General features: G+C 69.8%; 13 protein-coding genes and 2 pseudogenes. 5 read left to right on the forward strand and 10 right to left on the reverse strand.

The genetic code is table 11. From position 1 onward, the window contains the following. Positions 1 to 2: 2 nt before the first annotated feature. Positions 3 to 608, reverse strand: a complete 606-nt coding sequence (locus QHF89_RS18485; RefSeq protein ID WP_136972718.1) for a TetR/AcrR family transcriptional regulator — start codon at positions 606 to 608, stop codon at positions 3 to 5. A 160-nt stretch (positions 609 to 768) separates the two neighbouring features. Between QHF89_RS18485 and QHF89_RS18490 the strand changes: the two genes are divergently transcribed. The 3 genes from QHF89_RS18490 (at position 769) to QHF89_RS18500 (ending at position 6,001) form a co-directional block, all read left to right on the forward strand. Then, positions 769 to 2,064, forward strand: a complete 1,296-nt coding sequence (locus QHF89_RS18490; RefSeq protein ID WP_136972719.1) for a glycosyltransferase — start codon at positions 769 to 771, stop codon at positions 2,062 to 2,064. A gap of 4 nt (positions 2,065 to 2,068) precedes the next feature. Further along, positions 2,069 to 3,808, forward strand: a complete 1,740-nt coding sequence (locus tag QHF89_RS18495) for an MDR family MFS transporter (protein ID WP_136972720.1) — start codon at positions 2,069 to 2,071, stop codon at positions 3,806 to 3,808. A 108-nt stretch (positions 3,809 to 3,916) separates the two neighbouring features. Continuing rightward, positions 3,917 to 6,001, forward strand: coding sequence for a DUF2169 family type VI secretion system accessory protein (locus tag QHF89_RS18500; RefSeq protein WP_284720654.1), 2,085 nt, complete (start codon positions 3,917 to 3,919; stop codon positions 5,999 to 6,001). A 949-nt stretch (positions 6,002 to 6,950) separates the two neighbouring features. Here the strand turns inward: QHF89_RS18500 and QHF89_RS18505 are convergent. The 8 genes and pseudogenes from QHF89_RS18505 to QHF89_RS18535 all read right to left on the reverse strand — a co-directional run bounded on the left by QHF89_RS18505 (position 6,951) and on the right by QHF89_RS18535 (position 14,125). After that, positions 6,951 to 7,508, reverse strand: coding sequence for a DUF4123 domain-containing protein (locus tag QHF89_RS18505; protein ID WP_284720655.1), 558 nt, complete (start codon positions 7,506 to 7,508; stop codon positions 6,951 to 6,953). 18 nt (positions 7,509 to 7,526) lie between these two features. Next, positions 7,527 to 7,796: pseudogene (locus QHF89_RS50195) on the reverse strand (FHA domain-containing protein); the annotation flags it as partial. Between the two features lie 53 nt (positions 7,797 to 7,849). Continuing rightward, positions 7,850 to 8,116 (reverse strand): annotated as a pseudogene (locus QHF89_RS18510) (PAAR domain-containing protein); the annotation flags it as partial. Between the two features lie 16 nt (positions 8,117 to 8,132). Beyond that, positions 8,133 to 10,169, reverse strand: coding sequence for a type VI secretion system Vgr family protein (locus QHF89_RS18515; RefSeq protein WP_136972723.1), 2,037 nt, complete (start codon positions 10,167 to 10,169; stop codon positions 8,133 to 8,135). A 1-nt stretch (position 10,170) separates the two neighbouring features. Then, on the reverse strand, positions 10,171 to 10,899 hold the full coding sequence (locus QHF89_RS18520) for a hypothetical protein (RefSeq protein ID WP_136972724.1): 729 nt from the start codon (positions 10,897 to 10,899) through the stop codon (positions 10,171 to 10,173). A 9-nt stretch (positions 10,900 to 10,908) separates the two neighbouring features. After that, entirely contained in the window at positions 10,909 to 11,679 is a 771-nt protein-coding gene (locus QHF89_RS18525; RefSeq protein WP_136972725.1) for a tetratricopeptide repeat protein, read from the reverse strand. A 13-nt stretch (positions 11,680 to 11,692) separates the two neighbouring features. Next, complete coding sequence (locus QHF89_RS18530; protein ID WP_136972726.1) at positions 11,693 to 13,000, reverse strand: serine/threonine-protein kinase; 1,308 nt, start codon at positions 12,998 to 13,000, stop codon at positions 11,693 to 11,695. 198 nt (positions 13,001 to 13,198) lie between these two features. Next, positions 13,199 to 14,125, reverse strand: a complete 927-nt coding sequence (locus QHF89_RS18535; protein ID WP_232380119.1) for an AraC family transcriptional regulator — start codon at positions 14,123 to 14,125, stop codon at positions 13,199 to 13,201. Positions 14,126 to 14,234: 109 nt separating this feature from the next. Here QHF89_RS18535 and QHF89_RS18540 point away from each other — a divergent pair, with 109 nt between their 5' ends. Further along, positions 14,235 to 15,179, forward strand: coding sequence for an NmrA/HSCARG family protein (locus QHF89_RS18540; RefSeq protein ID WP_136972727.1), 945 nt, complete (start codon positions 14,235 to 14,237; stop codon positions 15,177 to 15,179). Positions 15,180 to 15,291: 112 nt separating this feature from the next. Here QHF89_RS18540 and QHF89_RS18545 read toward each other — a convergent pair whose 3' ends face one another. Beyond that, the gene (locus tag QHF89_RS18545; RefSeq protein ID WP_284720656.1) at positions 15,292 to 17,172 is read right to left on the reverse strand and encodes a 4-alpha-glucanotransferase; all 1,881 of its coding nucleotides are present in this window, start codon (positions 17,170 to 17,172) and stop codon (positions 15,292 to 15,294) included. 271 nt (positions 17,173 to 17,443) lie between these two features. Between QHF89_RS18545 and QHF89_RS18550 the strand changes: the two genes are divergently transcribed. Next, positions 17,444 to 17,683 (forward strand): hypothetical protein, encoded by a 240-nt coding sequence (locus QHF89_RS18550; protein ID WP_136972729.1) that lies wholly within the window; start codon positions 17,444 to 17,446, stop codon positions 17,681 to 17,683. The last annotated feature ends 465 nt before the right edge of the window (positions 17,684 to 18,148 follow it).

The following is an 18,148-nucleotide window of genomic DNA, read 5'->3' on the forward strand; positions in this document are numbered from 1 at the left end:
GTCTACACCCGTTTGTCCGGGGCGAGGGCGCCGACGAGCAAGAGCTCGACGAGCCCTGCGAGAAACCCCTCGTCGATCGGCCGGCGCTCGAGCCCGAGCCGGTGGTGAATGGTCGCCGCGAGCGAGCGGAATATCAGGGTCGCGTCAATGCCGGGGGCGAGCTCGCCCCGCGCCTCGGCCGCTTCGATCACCGGGCGCGGCAACGCCTCCATCGATTCGTGGATCGACTGCGCGATGGCCACGAGATCGGCGTCCCGATCCTCGGCGAAGAGCAGCCGCCGCAGGCCCAAGAGCTCGGGCGAGCTCGCCTGCGTGGCGATGTGCCGCGCGATCACGATCAGATCGCCGCGCAGCGAGCCCGTGTCCGGCGTGACGGCGCGATCGACCGTGATCGATTGGAACGCCGCGCGGACGAGGTCCTGCTTCGTCGGCCAGCGCCGATACACCGTCGTCTTGTTCACCCCGGCGCGTGTGGCCACGTCCTCGATCCGCAGCGCCTCGTAGCCGACCTCGGCCAGCTCCTCCAGCGTCGCCGTGAGGACCCCTCGCACGACCGGCTCCCCCCGCACCAGCGCCCGCCGCTCGGAAGAACTCAGCTTCTCCTTCATGACCTGTCCACGCCCGCCGATCGCATCACAAGCGCCCAGTGAAGCCAACTTCCCCGGACTTGTCGAACCCAATCGCAACTCCTAGTTGCCATGGTGATGTTGCCTGCTACATCATCGCAACTGCCAGTTGCGGTTACGCCGCGGGGAGAGGAGCAGGGCGATGCGCGACGATGCACCGAGGACCGGGACGTTTTTGCTGACCAGCTCGACGGCGTCGGGCCACCTGCTTCGTGTCCTCGACCTGGCCGAGCAGCTCACCTCGCGGGGCCATCGGGTGCTCTTCAAGACGAAGGCCGACCGGGCGGCCGAGGTGAAGGCGGCCGGCGCCGAGCTCGTCCCCTACGAGCAAATCGTCGATGTGCAGGATTTCTCCGCGCACACGCCGCACCTCGGCCTGCCTGCGTGGATGCCGCGGCTCTTGCATTTCCCGTTCATGCGAGGTTTTTTCCAGGCGAGGAACGTCCTGCTCGCGCAAGAGCTCGCGCCCGTCTTGCGCCGCGAGCGCGTCGATTGCGTCGTGTACGACTTCTTCGATTACGGCGCGGCCTTCGCCGCCGAGCGCGCGGGGATCCCCTGGGCGAGCGCCGGCAACATGGGCACGGTCCTCACGCGGGACGAATTGCCCCTGGTGTTCCAGGCGTCGTCGAAGCTACGCCCCCTCGGCAAGCTCCCCGCCGTGCAACACGCCCTCTTGAACGGCCTCGTCTCCTTCCGCGCCGACCGCGAAAAGCTCGGCCTTCCTCCGTATGCCCGCGGCGCTTCGGACCTCGTCTCCGCCATGGCCTCGCCGCACCTGCACATCATCATGGCGCACCGCGGCCTCGCCGGGGACGTCGCGCTCCGCGACCACCAGAGCTTCGTCGGCCCCACGACCTTCAATGTCGTCTCGGGATCTCGCAAGGAAGCGCCGCGCGTCGAGCCCGGCACGGTCGTCGTCAGCACCACGACCACGGGCAAGGACAATGGCCTGTTCCGGCGCGTGCTCGAAGCCGTCGCGCCGCTCCACGTCCCCGTCCTCGGCACGGCGGCGAGCGCGGCCGACGTCCCCGAGGGCCTCGGCAAACACATTCGCATCGAGCGCTACGTCCCGCACGACGTCGTGTTCCCAGAGGCGCGCGCGCTCGTCACGCACGGCGGCTGGGGCACGGTGGGGCGGGCATTGCTCCATGGATTGCCCATGCTCGTCGTTCCGCTCTTCGGCGATCAGATCCTCAATGCGTCGCTCGTCGAGCGCGCGGGGCTCGGCCGCCATTTGCCCCTCGACAAAGCCACGCCCGAGACGATCCGCGACGAGCTCGTGGCGCTCCTCGCGGACGAACCGCTCCGGGCCCGCGCCCGCCGCGCCTCCGCCGAGATCCAGAAGCTCAAACACGACAAGGTCGCGGCCCGTGCGCTCGAAGCGCTCGTGTTCCAGGGCGACCTCGGCGGCGTGACCTCGGTCACCCGCGCTGCGTGACGCCATGGCCCTTTCTGCTACCACCACCCCCTCCATGCCTGACGGCGAGCGCATCGATTACGCGAGCACGCTCGCGCCCCGCACGAAGGCCCTCGTGCTCGTGGGCGTGATGATGGCGCTTTTCCTCGCGGCGCTCGATCAAACCATCGTCGCCACGGCCTTGCCGCGTATCGTCGGTGAGCTCCGGGGCATGGAGTATTATGCCTGGACCTCGACGGCCTACCTGCTCGCCAGCACCACGATGGTGCCCATTTACGGCAAGCTCTCGGACAGCCTCGGTCGGAAAACGATCCTCCTCACCGGGATTGCCATCTTCCTCGTGGGCTCGGTCCTTTGTGGCCTCTCGCCCTCCATGCTCGCGCTCGTCGTCTCCCGGGGCGTCCAGGGCCTCGGGGCCGCGGCGATCACCTCCACGGCGTTCGCGGTTCCGGCCGACATCTTCGCCCCTGCGGACAGGCCGCGGTATCAGGGCATCTTCGGCGCCGTTTTCGCGCTCGCGAGCATCATCGGCCCCGTCCTCGGCGGCGCGCTCACGGACGGCGTCGGCTGGCGCTGGGTCTTTTTCATCAACCTGCCGCTCGGCGCCCTGGCCGTCACGTTCATCCTCGCCAAGATGCCGCGCCTGCACAGCGGCCTCGAAAGCAAGGTCGACTGGCTCGGCGCGCTTTTCCTGGTCGTCGCCACGGTCCCGCTCCTGCTCACGTTACGCGGGGATCGACCGCTCGCGGCCTGGCTCGCGCCCGGGGTGCTCGGGATGCTCGGCCTCTCGCTCGTGGGCCTCGTCCTGTTCATCCTCGTCGAGCGGAAGAACCCCCACGCGATCATCCCGTTCGCGCTCTTCCGCAATCGTATCTTCGTCCTCGTGACGCTCACCTCGATTTGCGTCGGCGCCGCGTTCTTCGCGGCCCTCTTGTTCATCTCCGTGCTCGCCGTCAATTCGCTCGGCGCGACGGCGCGGGCCGCAGGCATGGCCATGCTGCCGCTCACGGCCGCCATCGTTCCGACCTCCATCTTGAGCGCGCGCTTCGTCCACCGCACCGGCCGCTACAAGAGCGTGATCGTGTGCGGCCTCGTGCTCACGTGCGTCGGCCTCTTCCTCCTGCGCACGCTCAGCGCAGACAGCACGCTCCGGACCATCGGCCTCTGCGTCTTCGTCTTCGGCTGCGGCATGGGCCCCGCGATGCCGATGCTCACGTTGTCGATCCAGAACGCCGTCCCCTCCAACCACGTCGGCACGGCCACCGCGGGACGGCAGTTTTTCCAGCAGCTCGGGCAGGTCGTGGGCAGCGCGATTTTTGGCATCGTCCTCGCGACCACGCTCGCGCACGGGCTCGTCGATACACTCGGCCCGGTGCGCGCGGACGTCCCGGCCGCGGTGCGTCCCCCGTTCGACGCCGTCTTCGACGTGGATCGATTGCGCAAAGGCGGCATGGTCGAGGAGGGCGCCGGCGAGGTCCCCCGGTCTGCGCAGGATCGCTTCGCGGACGAGGTCCATACGACGTACGACGCCCTCCGCCGCGAGCCCTCCGCCGACGCCGAGGCCCTCGCGCGCGAAGAAGCGCGGGCCCTCGAGCTCGGCCGCGCGGGAGACCGCGCCGTGCGCGTCTCCTTCGCGCGGGCCGTCACGCGTGTCTTCGACGGGGCGTTCCCGCTCGGGCTCATCGCGCTCGTCCTCGCGATCTTCACCCGCGAGATCCCACTCCGCAAGGCGGGTCCGCGGCCGCCGGCCATCGCGAGCGAATAAACCAAAACGTTCCGCGCGGAACTCCCTTGCCCGGGACACAATTCACATGTCGCGCGCGGCATTTTTGCGGCCGGGGGCGGCGCGCGTGTCTTCGTGATACGCTCGTTCATGCTTGTTGATGGGGTGGCCGCCATTTCGCCCCTCCCGGGCGCCGAGGCGGGGATCATTGCATTTCGTACGGGCGGCGTCTTGCACGCCACCGTCATCACCAAGGCGACATTCGCCTTCGCGCCCGACGCGCCCATGCCGCGCGTCCCGCCGCAGCCCCTCCTGCGGGACGAAGTCCACCACGGCGACAACCCCGCGCGGAGCGTGCGTTTCACGAGTGATCTCGTCCCCTACCTGGCGCGCGCCGACGTGCTCTTCACGGGGCACGGCCATGCGACGGCCGCGCGGCTCCAGGTGCACGCGGGCGAGCGCGTGCTGCTCGACAAGACGCTCCTCCTCAAGGATTCGCGGGGCGCCCAACGAATTCCGATCGTCTATGAGCGCGCGTATGGCGGACCGGATGTCCCGGACAACCCCCTCGGGATCGGCGCGGGGAGCGACGAGGGCGAACCGACGATCTTGACCCCGGGCGACCCGCGGCGCCCCGCGGGCTTCGGGCCCATCGCGCGCGCTTGGCCCGCGCGCAAGCGTTTGCTCGGGGCGACGCCGCGGAGCGCGCTCGAAGGCCGGATCGTCGAGATCCCGCCCGGCTTCGACGGCGCCTATTTCCAGGCCGCGCCCCTCGACCAGCAGACCGATCTTCTCCGGGGCGACGAGCACATCGTGCTCGAAGGCCTCCACCCTTCCCTGCCCCGGCTCGTGACGCGATTGCCCGGCCTGCGCGGGGTCGCGCGGATCCATGGCCTCGCGGCCTTCGGGGTCCCGGACGGCCAGCCCATGGACCTCTGCCTGGACACGCTGCGCATCGACGGCGACGAGCAGCGGTGCACGGTGGTGTTCCGGCGCTGGATGAACCTCCCACACGAACAGGCCCTCGAAGCGCTGCGCGTCGTGGCCGGCGTGGAAGTGGCGGGCGAGCCGCTCGCCTGGTTCGATCCGCCGCAGCGCGCGGCCGCCCCGCCGCCCTCCTCGGGCAAACGTCGGCCGCTGCCCACCTCGACGCTGGCCCTCCCGCCCGAGATGCAGGAAGCGCCGCCGCCGCGACCCGCGCTCCCCTTCCGCGCGGGATTCCTACCCGCGCGGCAACCCGAAATCGCGACGCCGCCGCCCTCGCCCATCGCGCCGCCGCCCTCGCCCATTGCGCCGCCCCCGCCCATTGCTCCGCCGCCCCTCCTCTCCGGCATGCCCCTCGCGCCGCCGAGCGCGCTCTCCGCCTCGAACGCCGCAGCCGAGGTCGATCCGTTGCCCGAGATGCAGGAGGCGCTCCCCGCGCGAACCCAGCAGCCCGTGCCCGCGCGGGTCTTCGACCTGTTGTGGTTCGATCCGCGGAGCTTGCCGCGCATCCGCCGGCAGCCGGCATGGCGGACGATCCTGGAGGCCCTCGCAGACAAGCCGCTCGATCCAGACATCGACGATCCGGAGCTCGGCTTCGAGCCCGCCGACATGGAGGAGCGGCGCGAGATCTTCGAAGTCCTCGCGCACGGCTCGGCGCAGGGCGAGGAGGCGATCCGAGAAGCAGTGCGGTCTGCCATTCGCAAAGACGGCCGGTTCGTCGCGCCGCTCGTCCTCGTCGAAGGAGAAGTGTGCCTTTGGTTCGACGAAATCGAATCGCTACAAGCGCTCGTGGCGGTGGTAGCGCCGACCGCGGGCGGAGACGAGCGCGTGAAGGAGGCCGTCACCGCCGCACGCGACTACCTGAGCGCCGCAGATTCCCTTCGAGATCCGGTGGCGGCGCGGGAGCTAGGAGCGGCGATCGAGGCAGCATACGCACAAGCGAAGAAGCGCATCGTGACGCCGGCAGAGGTCTCCCTACGAACGGAGCGGCTGCTCCTCGAACACCGTCGTTATCAACGGCAAGCCGTCTTCGGAGGAAAACATCTGCGAGGCATCGTGCAGATCCCCGGAGAGGAACGCGAAATACCCGTCTACCTCCCAGAGGCGCTCGTGGAGGTCTTGCCAATGTCCACGAGGTTCTCGGCGCGCCTGGTGGCGGAGGCGCACCTCGCAGCAGACGCGCAGGCCGCAGGCCCGGTGGCGCTGCGGGGCGTAGGAATCACGCGAATCGGGTCCACGGACGGATGGTGACGGAGGAGGCTCCGTCGCGCCGGGGCGCTGCCCCGGACCCCGCGGGGGGCTGTCCGCCCCCTCGACCCCGGACCAGCGAGGCGCTGGACCCAGGGTTGAAAAACTGCGCGGTGCGCAGTTTTTCAAACAGGCCGACGAAGATGCCGGGGGGACAGCAGAAGCCGTAGCGCGGCTGTCTTGGTGGGGGAACGCCGCCGTCGGTCAAGGCCAGGGATGATGTTGCCTACCAAAGGCCGCAGCGTTGACAGGTCGGCGGCCAACGTCTCGTCGCATGACGTCGTGGCGTGACGCGGTGACCTCACGTTCCAAACAGCACGGCTCCGTCTCTCCACGCGATGGGGCCGTAGGTCTTCGGGCGATGCGCCCATGGTCTCCTGCATCGCGGCCATCTCTCGACGCCACGAGCCCGCCGCTCCTTCCATCGCCCCCGTTCCTCCAAGGCACGGCCTCGTACCCCCGGAGGCTCGACGACACGTCCCAGAGACACGTCCCCGTCCCTCCAAGGCACGGCCTCGTATCTCCGGAGGCTCGACGGCACGTCCCAGAGACACGTCCCCGTCCCTCCAAGGCACGTCCTCGTGTCTCCGGAGGCTCGACGTCGTCTCTTCGGACACATGCCCCCATCCCTCGCACACACGTGCCCGTCGCTTTTGGGCTCGGCCTCCAAGCTTGAAGACACGGCCTCATCGATGAACTGCGCATCGCGCAGCTCATCGAACCAACGCCAGCGAACCTCCTCATGGTCTTGCCACCGGCCCGCTGGACGGCCGCGCGCCTGTCTCGGCTGGCAACCCCGCTACCGGTCTTGACCGGGCCTGTTCGATGAACTGCGCATCGCGCAGTTCATCGACCCTGGGTCCAGCCCCTGGCTGGTCCGGGTGCAGGGGCGGACAGCCCCTGCTGGGGCCTGGGGCAACGCCCCAGCTCTGCGGCTCCCAGCGAAGCAGCGTCATGGCGCCACCGGGGCATGAGAAGCGCGGAGGACTTCTCCCTGCTCTCCCTCCATCAGGAAGGCTTCGAGGATCACGCCGAACATTTCTGCTCGCTGGCGCAGGTTGCTCATCACCAGAAAGCGCCGGAGCACCCGCGGGTCCTGAAAGCGGAAATAGAGACGTTTTGCTTCTCCCTCAGCATCCACCATCGTGAGCCGCCGCAGATGCCGCCGCACCTCTGGGAGGGGACGCTCGCTGGTGAGATAGACGCCCCAGCTCTGTCCCCATCCCTCGTCGACGAGCTTTTCAAAGAGATCGCTCTCCGGCGATAGGCGCACGAGATACGGCGCCACCTCGCCGAGTGCGTCGCCTTGCACGCCTTCGTACAGCGAGCGGTGCTCGTCTATCGATTCTCGCAGGAGTTCTCGTATTCGCGGGGCGCGCGCTCCGTCGAGCAGTGCGAACAGCGGCGTCGTTTCTGCGAGCAGCGCGTCGCGTGCTTTCTCCTTTTGCGAGGCCACCTCCGGCGCGTCCGCGGGGCGCGGGTGCGAGGTCGCTCCCTCGAAGAAGACCATGAACACCGTATCGCCTGCGCGGATCCACGACGTGTTCCGCGCCTCCCCCTCGCGCACCTCTTGCCCGTCGAGCCACGTCCCTGTGGCGCTCCCGAGATCTCGCACGACACAACGCGCCCCGTCCCACGACACCTCGAAATGCACCCCTGACATCTGCCGATCGTGGGGGATCACGACGTCGGAGAGCTCGGTCCGCCCCACGCGCAGCGATCCGCCGGGCGTGAGCACCGCCCTTTGCGACGCGAGCTTTCCCCATTGCACTTCGAGGATCACGCGCATGGCTCGCATAACGGCGTCCCCTCCTGCGCCGCGCGTTCGAGCGTCCGCGCCTGCGCGCTCTTGCCGATCAGCACGTTCGGACACCCTATCGTGATGACCCCCCCGTACGCTGTTGGATCCCCGAGCCGCGCCGCTGGCCGATAGCCGATCAGCACCGTCGGTTCTCCCCCGATGATCACATCCGGCCCCGCGCACGTCGTCGCGTCGCCCATACGCGCCGCGGGCATGTACCCGATGAGCACCCGCGGCTCACAAGGCGGAAGGATCGGCCCCCCCGTGGGCATGACAGGACATACGTGCAGATCGGTCAAACGCGCTGCAGGCGGCATCGTCCCCCTCCTCGATTCATGGCGTGCCCGCGCCGGGCAGCTCCACCACGGCTTCGAGCGCGTCTTCGGGGGCGTCCGGGGCTGCCCCGCTCCCCGCGCCGGCCGCGCCCCCGCTGTTGATTCGCACCAGGTTGCCCACGATGGACACTCCGCTCGGATCGATTCGAATGAACCCGCCGGGCCCCTTCAGCGTGAGATCCAGCGCGCCTTCGATCACGACCGACGTTCCGGCCGCGAGGTGAATCTCCTGCCCGGCGGAAAGGGCGTGGCTCCGCTGCACCTTTTCGTGACGGCTCCCGCCCACCGTGATCGACGCTTTGCCGTCCACCTGCCGGCGCTCGTCCCCGCCCACGTGTAGATCACTCCGCCCGACGACGAGCTCCTTTTTCTCGGCCTTGATCACGATGTCCTGCCGCTTGCCGACCAGCATCCGGTGATCGCCTTGAATCTGCTCGTGCTCGTCGCCGAGCACCTGCGCGTGGAGGTCGCGCTGCGCGTGCACGTACACGAGCTCCTTTCCCCGCGCGTCCTCGAACAAGAGCTCGTTCGAGCCGCCCCCGCCGGGCGATGACGCGCTCTTCAGCGTGCTCCGCGTCTTGTGCTCGGGCAGCTTGTACGGCACGAGGTTCTTCCCATTGAAGACCCGCCCGACCACGACCGGCTGGTCCGGATCGCCGCCGAGGAACCCCACCAGCACCTCCTGCCCCACACGTGGAATCGTGATCGATCCCATGCCCGTCCCCGCCCACCCCTGGCTCACGCGGATCCAGCACGAGCTGTCGTCGTCGTGTTTTCCTTCCCGGTCCCAGGGGAATTGCACGCGGATCCGGCCGAACTCGTCGGTATGGATCTCCTGGCCCCGCGGCCCCACCACCACCGCGCTCTCCATTCCGAGCGCCCGCGGCTTCGGCGTCACCATCGGCGGCCGGTACGGATCGGCCGCGAACACGGCCCGGCCGCTCATCTCCCACTCCGACACGACGCTGCCCGAGAGGCAAAGCTCGGTCACGAGCAAGCGCTGCTGGACGAGGCCCTGGTGCGGGTGGTCCTGGATCACGAAAATCACCCCGGGCGCGAGGATCATCGAGTTCGTCGTATACGTGACGACCCGCTTCTCGTGGCGCTCCGCCTGGAGGCTCTGCGTCGCGCGGGTGACGCCAAACGCTTCGTCGTGCCGCGCCATCCCCTTGTCGTCCGCGACCGGCGTGGCGCCGGCGCCTTTCGTCGTCTCGACGAGCAGCGCGCCCGGGTGGTAATGGTACTGCTCGTAGCGGAACTCGGGGTCGATCGCCTTCGGGGCTTCGGCCTGGCTCGGGAAATCGGGGCGGCGGAAGTCGTGGTCGCGCACCACGTACGCGCCGGGCCGCACGCGGTGGCTCATTTGCACGGCCGTCACGTATTCCTTCGGCGCGGTGCGGTTCGGCGCGTCGTCGAACGTGAGCGGCGAGTGCGGATGGGGCTTGCCCGCCGCGAGCGCGTCGGAGAACTGGAGCATGGTGCCGGCGCCGTCCTCGTCGGGGAACGAATAGGCAATGCCCGCCTCCTCCAGCAGGCGCGACAGGAACGCGAGCTCGCTCTCGCCGTGCTGGACCCGGTATTCGAGCCGGGGATATGCGCCCCGATCGATGGCCCACTTGTGCTGGATTTTCCATTCCCCGAGCAGCTTGTCCACGATGTCCGGGATGGAGAGGTGCTGAAACACCCGGTAGCCGAGCCGTTGCCCGAGCAGCCACACCTTGGGCAGGATCGTCAGCGTGTAGGTGGACTCGCCGGTCTCCGAATCCTCGACGCGGATCTGCTCGATGTGCGTGCAGATGCCCTCCCAGCGGCGCCGCGCCTGGCCGATGGAAAAATGCTCGCCGCGATCCATGACGAACGCCGCGGGCTTGCCCACGATGGATTCGAGATCGATGCTGGCGTCGTGGGAGCGCGCCATGATCGAGACCTCGAACGGCTCGGAGATCGTCTCGCGCACCGAAAAGGTGCGCACGGACAGATCCTCCCGCGGGGATTTCGGCCGGAACGATTCGAAGATCAAGCGTAAGCCGCGCATCTCACTCCTCCGAGCCGGACCGGGCCCACGGGCACGCGAGCGAGAGCTCCGCGCAGCCGAGGCCCAGCGCGTCGACGAGCAATCCCGAGCGCCCCTGGATCGCCCGGGCGACCTGGTTCTCGGGACAAGGAACGGGATCGAATGTGTCGCCCGCATCTTCCGCGCCGCCCAGGGAGGGCGTGCTCGTGGTCTCTCCGAGCGAGATCGACGCCGCTTCGTGCGGGCCCTCGATGACAAGGGGCGCGCACACGAGCGCGACGCGCCAGAGGATGGGCCGCGGGGCGTTGGGGTCGTAAAGGGTGGTGCTCCCGCTGAAGCCCACGACCATTTCGTTCGGCGGGCAGCGCCGCGACTCCGGCTCCTCCGAGGACATCACCCCCCGCACGGTCGGCATTGCCTCGCCGGCCGTGACCGTGATCTCGACCGGGGACGCCTCCGAGATCCGCACCGCCCCGCAAATGCCGCTGATCCCGGAGAGGATGGGACCATTGACGCCGCCCTGCAGGCCCACGAGCACCTCGCCCTCCGGGCACGCGTCGTGGAATGCGCTCCCGCCGTCGCTGCCGATCTCTTCCGTCACGGTCATGCTGGAATAACTGGGCGCGCACGGCTCGAAGCGCAGCGCGTCGACCCCCGTGATCGTATTGCACCCGAGCGCCCCCTGCAGTCCGATCGCCCCGAGGAGCGCGCCGAGCCCCCGGCGCGCCGAGGCCGTTGAAAACACGTGCATGGCCGTCCCTCAATAACGAAATTCGACATCCGCCCGGCCGATCCCCACGGAGACGCGGAGAACCTTCACGGCGCCCGTGGTGGCGCCCGCCTTGCCCCCCGGACGGAGGACGAGCAAAAGCACGCCCGCCGCCGCCGCCGCGCCGCCCACGACGAACGCCGCCGTGGAGGCGTGGCCGAGGGTCCGGGCCTGATCGGCCAGGGCGCGATCGGCCGGGGCGCAATGGTCGGCCTGGCATCGGCTGCGAAGGTCGGACACCTTCGCCATCGACATCGCCCCGGTCGCGACCCCGACGCCGAGGCCCACCGCGGAGGCCCCCAGCGTGATGACGCCGGGGAGGATGGATCCCCGGGATGGCACGGGCGCGGGGCGCTCGGTGGCCTTGGATTCTGCGGCGAGCTTGGCCTCCATTTCGGCGAGCTCGCTCTCGGCATTGTGGCGCGCCTCCACGAACGGGGGCGGGGCGTTTTCGGGCAAGCCTTGCGCGAGCACTTCTTCATAAAGCGCCCTCGCCTCGACGACCTTGCCGAGCCTGCGCTGGCAACGCGCCATGTGCACGAGCAAGGTGGGCGCCGGAAAAAGCGCCTGGGCCTCGCGAAAATGCTCGTAAGCCTCCTCGAAGCGCCCGGCGCGGTAGGCATCGAGCCCCTGGTGCGCGTGCTCCAGGGCGAGGGCGCGTTTGTCCTGCGCGCTCGCCGGTCTTGACTCCGTGGCGCGGGCCGGGGGCGCGAGCGTGAGGAAAAGGGCGGGGACGAGGGGGACAAGCCAACGAAGGCGCATACGTTCTCCCGATTCAAAAGCCGAAGGTCGGGTCGCGCGTGGGCACGGGCGGTGCGGGCGAAGGGCGCTTCGACGAGGCGCGGGGCGCGGGGGCCTTGCGCGACGTCCGGGGCACGCCCGGGGGCGGCGCGGCGGAGGGCACCGCATGCGGAAGCGTGACCGTCTCCGGAGGCGCGGCCGTCGCGGACGCGCTCACCGTGGGCGCGGGGGTGTCGGGCGGGCGTGTCACGATGGGCTCCGCCGGCGCCGCTCCCGCCGGCTCCAGGGGCTCCTCGGGCGACGAGAAACCATAGACGGCGAGCGCGCCGAGCCCGAGGACGATGGGCGCGACGATCCCGAGCGCGAGCAGGGCGGCCCGCGGGCGGCTCCTGCCCATCGTGGTGGTGGCGATGCCGGGCGCCGTGGGCGTCAAGGTGGGCGGCGGCGTCTGGGACGAGGAGACCTCGGGCGCCGCGGGATCCCGTCCCATTCCGCGGGGCAGCCCGAGCGTGAGGTTCGGCATCCCGCCGCGGAGCGAATCGAGGGCGTCGGCGAAGGCCTCCGCGCTCTGGAATCGTTCCTCCGGGTTTCGCGCGAGCGCCCGCGCGAAAAAAGAATCCACGACGGCCGGGAGATCGGGCGCGAACGTGGTGGGCGGGGCGATCGGCTCGGTGCAAACCTCGAGGAGCAGCTCGCCGAGCGCCTGGGATCCGAACGGCGTCCGGCCGGTCAGGCATTCGTAAAGGACGACGGCGAGCGACCAGAGGTCGCTGCGCGGATCCACGTGCCGGCCGCGCGCCTGTTCGGGGCTCATGTAGCTCGGCGAGCCGAGCAAGACCCCCGTGCGCGTGGTCTGGCCGGACGAATCGTGCGTGATCCGCGCGACGCCGAAATCGAGGATTTTTATGATCACGTCCTCGCCCTGGCGCGCGAGGAACACATTGCTCGGCTTGATGTCGCGATGAATGATCCCGAGCTCGTGCGCGCGCCGGAGCCCCTTGCAGACGGGCAGGATCACGGCAATGGCGGCGGGGAGCGAGAGGCGGCCCTCCCGCGCGAGGCAACCTTGCAGATCTTCGCCCTGGAGCAGCTCCATCACGAGGAACGGCACGCCGTCTGCGACGCCGTAATCGTGGACGGCCACGACATTCGGGTGCTGGATCTGCGCGCAGGCCCTCGCTTCGCGCTGAAATCTGTCGCGGGCGAACGAGGTATCGGCGTGCTCGGGCGCCATGACTTTCAGGGCGACGTGCACATCGAGCTCGACGTGCCGCGCCACCCACACCGCCCCCATCCCGCCTTTCGCCAGCGGGCGCTCGAGGATGTATCTCGAAGCGATCATGTCCCCGCTGTTCAAGGCAATGCCCCTCCCGGCAATCCGCGACAGGGTACGATCCGAGAGGGAGCCGGCAACCTGATTCGGCCGCGGGTTCCTGCTGCGGGAGGGACGAATTCCGTCCTGGAACGTTATGAGAGCGGTGCGATTGATGAATTTCGGGGCTTGCTCGAAGAGCCTGGCGTCGTGCGTTTTCCCTGACAGCTAGCCCTGCATGGTGCGGTGAAGGGTCGGGCTCCTGCCTTGCCAGCGTTTGAATGCCTTGCTGAAGGACGGGACACTCTCGTAGCCGACACGCGCGGCGATCTGGGCGATGGTGTCGTCGGTCTCGCGCAGAAGCTCGGCGGCGCGGGCCATCCGCCAGCGGGCGAGGTACTGGAGGGGCGGATCACCGACGACCTGGGTGAAGCGTAAGGCGAAGCCGGAGCGGGAGAGGCCGACGAGCGCGGCGAGCCGGGCGACGGTCCAGGGCTCGTTCACGCGGGTGTGCATGAGGTTCAAGGCGTGGTGCACGGGCGGGTCGGAGAGGGCCTCGGAAAGGCCGCTGCCCTCGTGGGTGGGGAGGTTGCGGAGCACCTGGACGAAGAGGACGTCGGCGAGGCGCTGAAGGACGAGGGTGCTGGCGGGGCCGGGACAGGCGATCTCGGCGAGCATGAGGTCGATGGTGGCGGCGCTCCACGGACGCGGCGTATCGCCGGAGGGGGACAGGACCACGGCCTGGGGGACACGCGCGAGCAGGAGGGGCTTTACGCCGCCGGTGTAGGCGAAGAAGCCCGCGAGCAGGGTGGTGAGGGCTCCATCGCCGCCGATGCGGGCGGGGCCGGAGGCGGCGCAAGCCGGGCCGTCATGGACCACGAACAGGTGGCGGGCCGCTTCGTCGCGGAGGGTGTGCGCCGTGCCGTGCGGGACGAAGACGACGTCGCCGGGGGAGAGGCTGCGCGGAGGCTCGCCGTCGACCTCCAGGAGGGCCTGGCCGCGCGCGATCAGGTAGAAGACGGCGCGGTCGCGGGTCGGGACGCGCAGGCCCCAGGGGGACCGGGCCTCGATGCACTTGAAGAGGGCGTTCGGGAGCAGGGACACGCTGAGCACGTCGGCGAGGACGTCGCCGCGGGGGTCCTGAAGGTCCAGCAACTCTGGCGTCTTGGATACGAGGTTTGGACGGCGAGGCATTGATCGTCCATACCGCAGGGCGTATGACCTGCCAATGACGATTGCAACGACATCCGATCCGATTCTCGCAATGGGGGCGACTTCGTCCGACCCGGTCCTCGTGACGGGCGCGACGGGCAGGCAGGGGGGCGCGGTCGCGCGGGCGCTGCTCGCGCGCGGGGCGCCGGTGCGCGTGCTGGTGCGCGACGTGGAGGCGCAAGGGGCGCGGGCGCTCGGCGCGCTCGGCGCGACGCTCGTGCGCGGCGATCTCGACGAGCCGGCCTCGCTGCGGGCTGCCTGCGCCGGGGCGCGGGGGGTGTTCTCGGTGCAGATGCCGAACCTGAAGAACCTCGAAGGCGACGACGAGCGGCGGCAGGGCAAGAACATCGTGGAGGCGGCGCGGGCGGTGGGCGTGCCGCAATTCGTGCATACGTCGGTCTCGGGCGCGGGGGAGTATCAGCGGCGGCAGCCGGGGTGGGGCTCGCCGGCGTCGGGCGTCCATTACTGGGAGAGCAAGGCGTACATCGAGGATCTCGTGCGCGGCGCGGGGTTCCGCTCGTTCACGTTGCTGAAGCCGTCGTTCTTCATGGAGAACTTCGTGCGGCCGTCGTTTCTGTTCGCGAATGGGGTGGAGGACCGGCTCCTGACGGTGCTCGCGCCGGACACGGTGCTCTCGCTGGTGGCGCTGCAGGACATCGGGGCGGCGGCGGCGGCGGCCTTCACGGACCCGGTGGCCTGGAAGGGGGTCGAACTGGAGCTCGCGGGAGACAGGCGGTCGATGCGGGAGATCGCGGCGGTCCTCTCGGAGGTGCTCGGCACGCCGATCGAGGCGCCGTCGCTCACGGCGGAGGAGGCGCTCGCCCAGGGGCTCTGGAGGGCTTTCGTCACCTCGCAGGAGCGGATGAACGTCGTCGACAGCCCCGCCCGGCCGGAGTACGCGCGGGCGCGCGGGATTGCGACCACGGATTTCAGGACGTGGGCGAAGGCGCATCTGGGGCGGCCGGAGGCTGCGAAGCCAGCGGGCGCGAAGGCGTAACAGCCTGACGCTCCGACCTCCCGCGCCCGGCTGGCACACGTCACCCCCCGCCTTCCTGAGTAGGTGTCCGACCTGGCACGAGTGTGGGCCCCGGACCGACCTCAGGCGCCGTTCAAGGCAAGGCCGAGAGCCGCGCCGCGAGCGTTTCGAGGTCGCCCGTCGCCCCGGCCGCCCGCGCCCGCAGCGCGAGCGCGAGCGCCCGCCGCAGGTCGAGCGCCTCGCCCCGGCGTCGCGCCTCGAAGTAGCCCGTCTCCCACCCCGCGGGCACGCGCAAGGACCAGTTGTCGTCGCTGATCGTGCCAGGCACGTTGTACCGCTCCCGCAGCCCGAACAGGTCCGCGAAGAAGATCATCGCGCTCCGGGCGTTGCTGGCCAGAGCATCGGCGAGCTTCGCCGCGACGAGCAGGCCCGCGTCGCGGACGAGATCCGCCGCGAGCCCCGGCGCCCCGAGCCGCCGCGCAAGGTACGCGGCCTGCGCCGCGCGTGTGTCCTCGGCCCGCCACGACGCCGCGAGCTCCCACATCGAGGGCGTGTCGTGCGTGCCCATCATGATCCAGTCGGCGGGCTCGGCATTCTCGCTGCGGTAGACGTCGCGCGGGTCGTCGAGGTTCGCCTTTTGCGTCACGCGGAACCGGCCGAGCCCATGCCGCGCGAGCACCGCCGCGACCGGCGCGGGCAGCGTGCTCAGGACCTCGCAAAAGAGCGTATCGGCGGCGCGTCCCCTCGCCTGCGCGGCTTCGACCAGCGCGTCGAACAGGGTGCCGTACGCGTCCCCCTGCGCGGCGTCGAGCGCGCGCACCCAGCCGTCGGCGTACCGAGGGAGGTCGCGATCGATCTGCGACGGACGCGGAATGGCAAACGCGGCGAGGCGCGGGTGATCGGGCAGGTCCGGCGAGGAGCGCAGGCGCGCGCCGCGCTGGACGGCCGCGAGCGGGTCCGCCGCGGTGGCGTCGTACACCCAGGGGTCGACGAGGCCATGGGGATGATCGATGCGCACGCCGTCGTAGGCCTCGAACATGGCCGTCATGCGAGCGCGGAGGAAGGTCCGCGCAGCGCCGCGCGCGCACGCGGGATCGAGGACAGGATACCCCCAAGGTTGTCCCTCGGGGTTCGTGCGGCTCGGCGGGGCGCCCATGCGGTAGCCCGAGAGCAGGATCGAGAGGTTCGACCATTCGTCCTGCGGGGCGAAGCCAATGGCGAGGTCGCCGTAGAGGACGAGGTCGAGCGAATGAAGAACCACGCGCAAGGCGGCGTGTTGTTCGCGCGCGAGGAGCTGGCGGAACGCGTGGGCCTCGATGGCCTGCGCGTCGCGTGACCGGAGCGCCGCGAGGCGCGCAGCCGCCGCAGCCTCGTCCCCGGGCAAGGGCGCGAAGAGGCGCGCGTCGAGGGCGGGCCAGTCCTTGAAATGGCCGCTGCCGTGTTCCCTCGCGAGCCGCTCGTACAGCGCGTCCCGCTCGATCCAGTCGATGTTCCGCGCGCGCCACGGTTCGAGCCGCTCGGCGAACGAGGCGAGCGCGGGCGCCAAGGTGCCGCGCCGACGTTTTTCTCGAAAGGACGCGAAGGCCTCGTCGAGCGCGCAGCGCACAGCCGCGGAGGCGTAACGGTGATGCGCGCGGCCAGCCGGGCCGAGAGGGCGATCGGCGACGAGGGACGCGAGCGTCTCCGGGCGGAGGAGACCCTCCCAGGCGGAATCCCGGACGAGGGGCGCGAGCGCAATGGAGACGGTGGCGCGCGAAAAGCAAGCGCCATCGTACGGCGAGGCGTTGCCTTCGGAGAGATCCCCTTGCGGGCCGAGGAGAATCGCGCTGAAGCCGAGGTCCCGGGCAAAACGGAAGAATCGGGCCGCAGCGTAGCCATACGGCGATCCGCGCCCGATGTCCTCGTCGGGATCCGCAGGGAAGCTCGGGTCGTGCAGCGCGAGCGCAAAGCGGTCGACGTCGAGGAGGCGCAGGGCCTCGCGGATGAGCTCACGTTCCTCGGCGCGTGTGGTCATGTGGGCGCAGAGCGTACCGCACGGCAGGCCGGCGTCACGCAGGCGGGCTCTGCCGTTCCCTCGTGGACATTCAATGTCCGATCGAATGCCCGATTTTCCTCCATTTCGAGCCACCTTGCGATAAAGTGTGCGCCGGTCGACGGACGATGAAAGAGCCGCTCTTTTCAAGCGGCGGTGGACCATCGGACGGACATCGAGGGGGGCTCGAAGATCGGCGCAGAGAGCGTCGCGGGCCGCCCGTTTCGGGTCCGTCCCTTTCGCGGAGGTGTTCGTGACGCTCGAGATGAATCATGTCGATGGCGTTCGAATTCGCATGCCCATGGCGACGGCGATCGTCGCTGCAATCGTACTCGTCGGTGTCGTCCTGCTCGCGCTCGCCTCATGGATCGTCGAGACGAACAGGACCTCCACACCAGAAGGCGCGCGGACATCACGCGTGATCGCGCCTTCGGACGCGCCAGACTCAGCGCGGCTGCTCGAAGACCGCGGGCGGCCCGGGCGCAGGTTCTAGTCGGACAGACCTCGCTCTGCGACGCTTCCTTAGCTTTGCTTTTCTTTCTTGGAGGCGCCGCGCCGGGGTTTCACCCCGGGCCCCGACCAGGGGTTGTCCACCCCTGGACCCGGACCAGCGAGGCGCTGGACCCAAGCTCGATGAACTGCGCGATGCGCAGTTCATCGAACAGCCAGGGTCAAGACCGGCGACGATCCTGCCAACGCAAAGCGCGGCGCTGCTGGCTCAACGGGCAACGCATACGTCGCCGGCTTGACACCCACCTCCATGGTCTTGCCACCGGCCCGTTGGAAGAACTGCGCACCGCGCAGTTCTTCCAGCCTCGGTCCAGGCCGTGCCCTGAGCACTGGTCTCATCTCACAAGCCCATTCTCCCTGAGGACCCGCAGCATCTCTGCTGCGGGTGCCAGGCGTTCCAGGCCGCGGCTGATGGTGACGGAGCCGGGGGGACCTCCCGAAGACTTGC

Origin of the sequence: Polyangium sorediatum (genome assembly GCF_029946465.1) — a bacterium.
Classification (GTDB): domain Bacteria; phylum Myxococcota_A; class Polyangia; order Polyangiales; family Polyangiaceae; genus Polyangium; species Polyangium fumosum.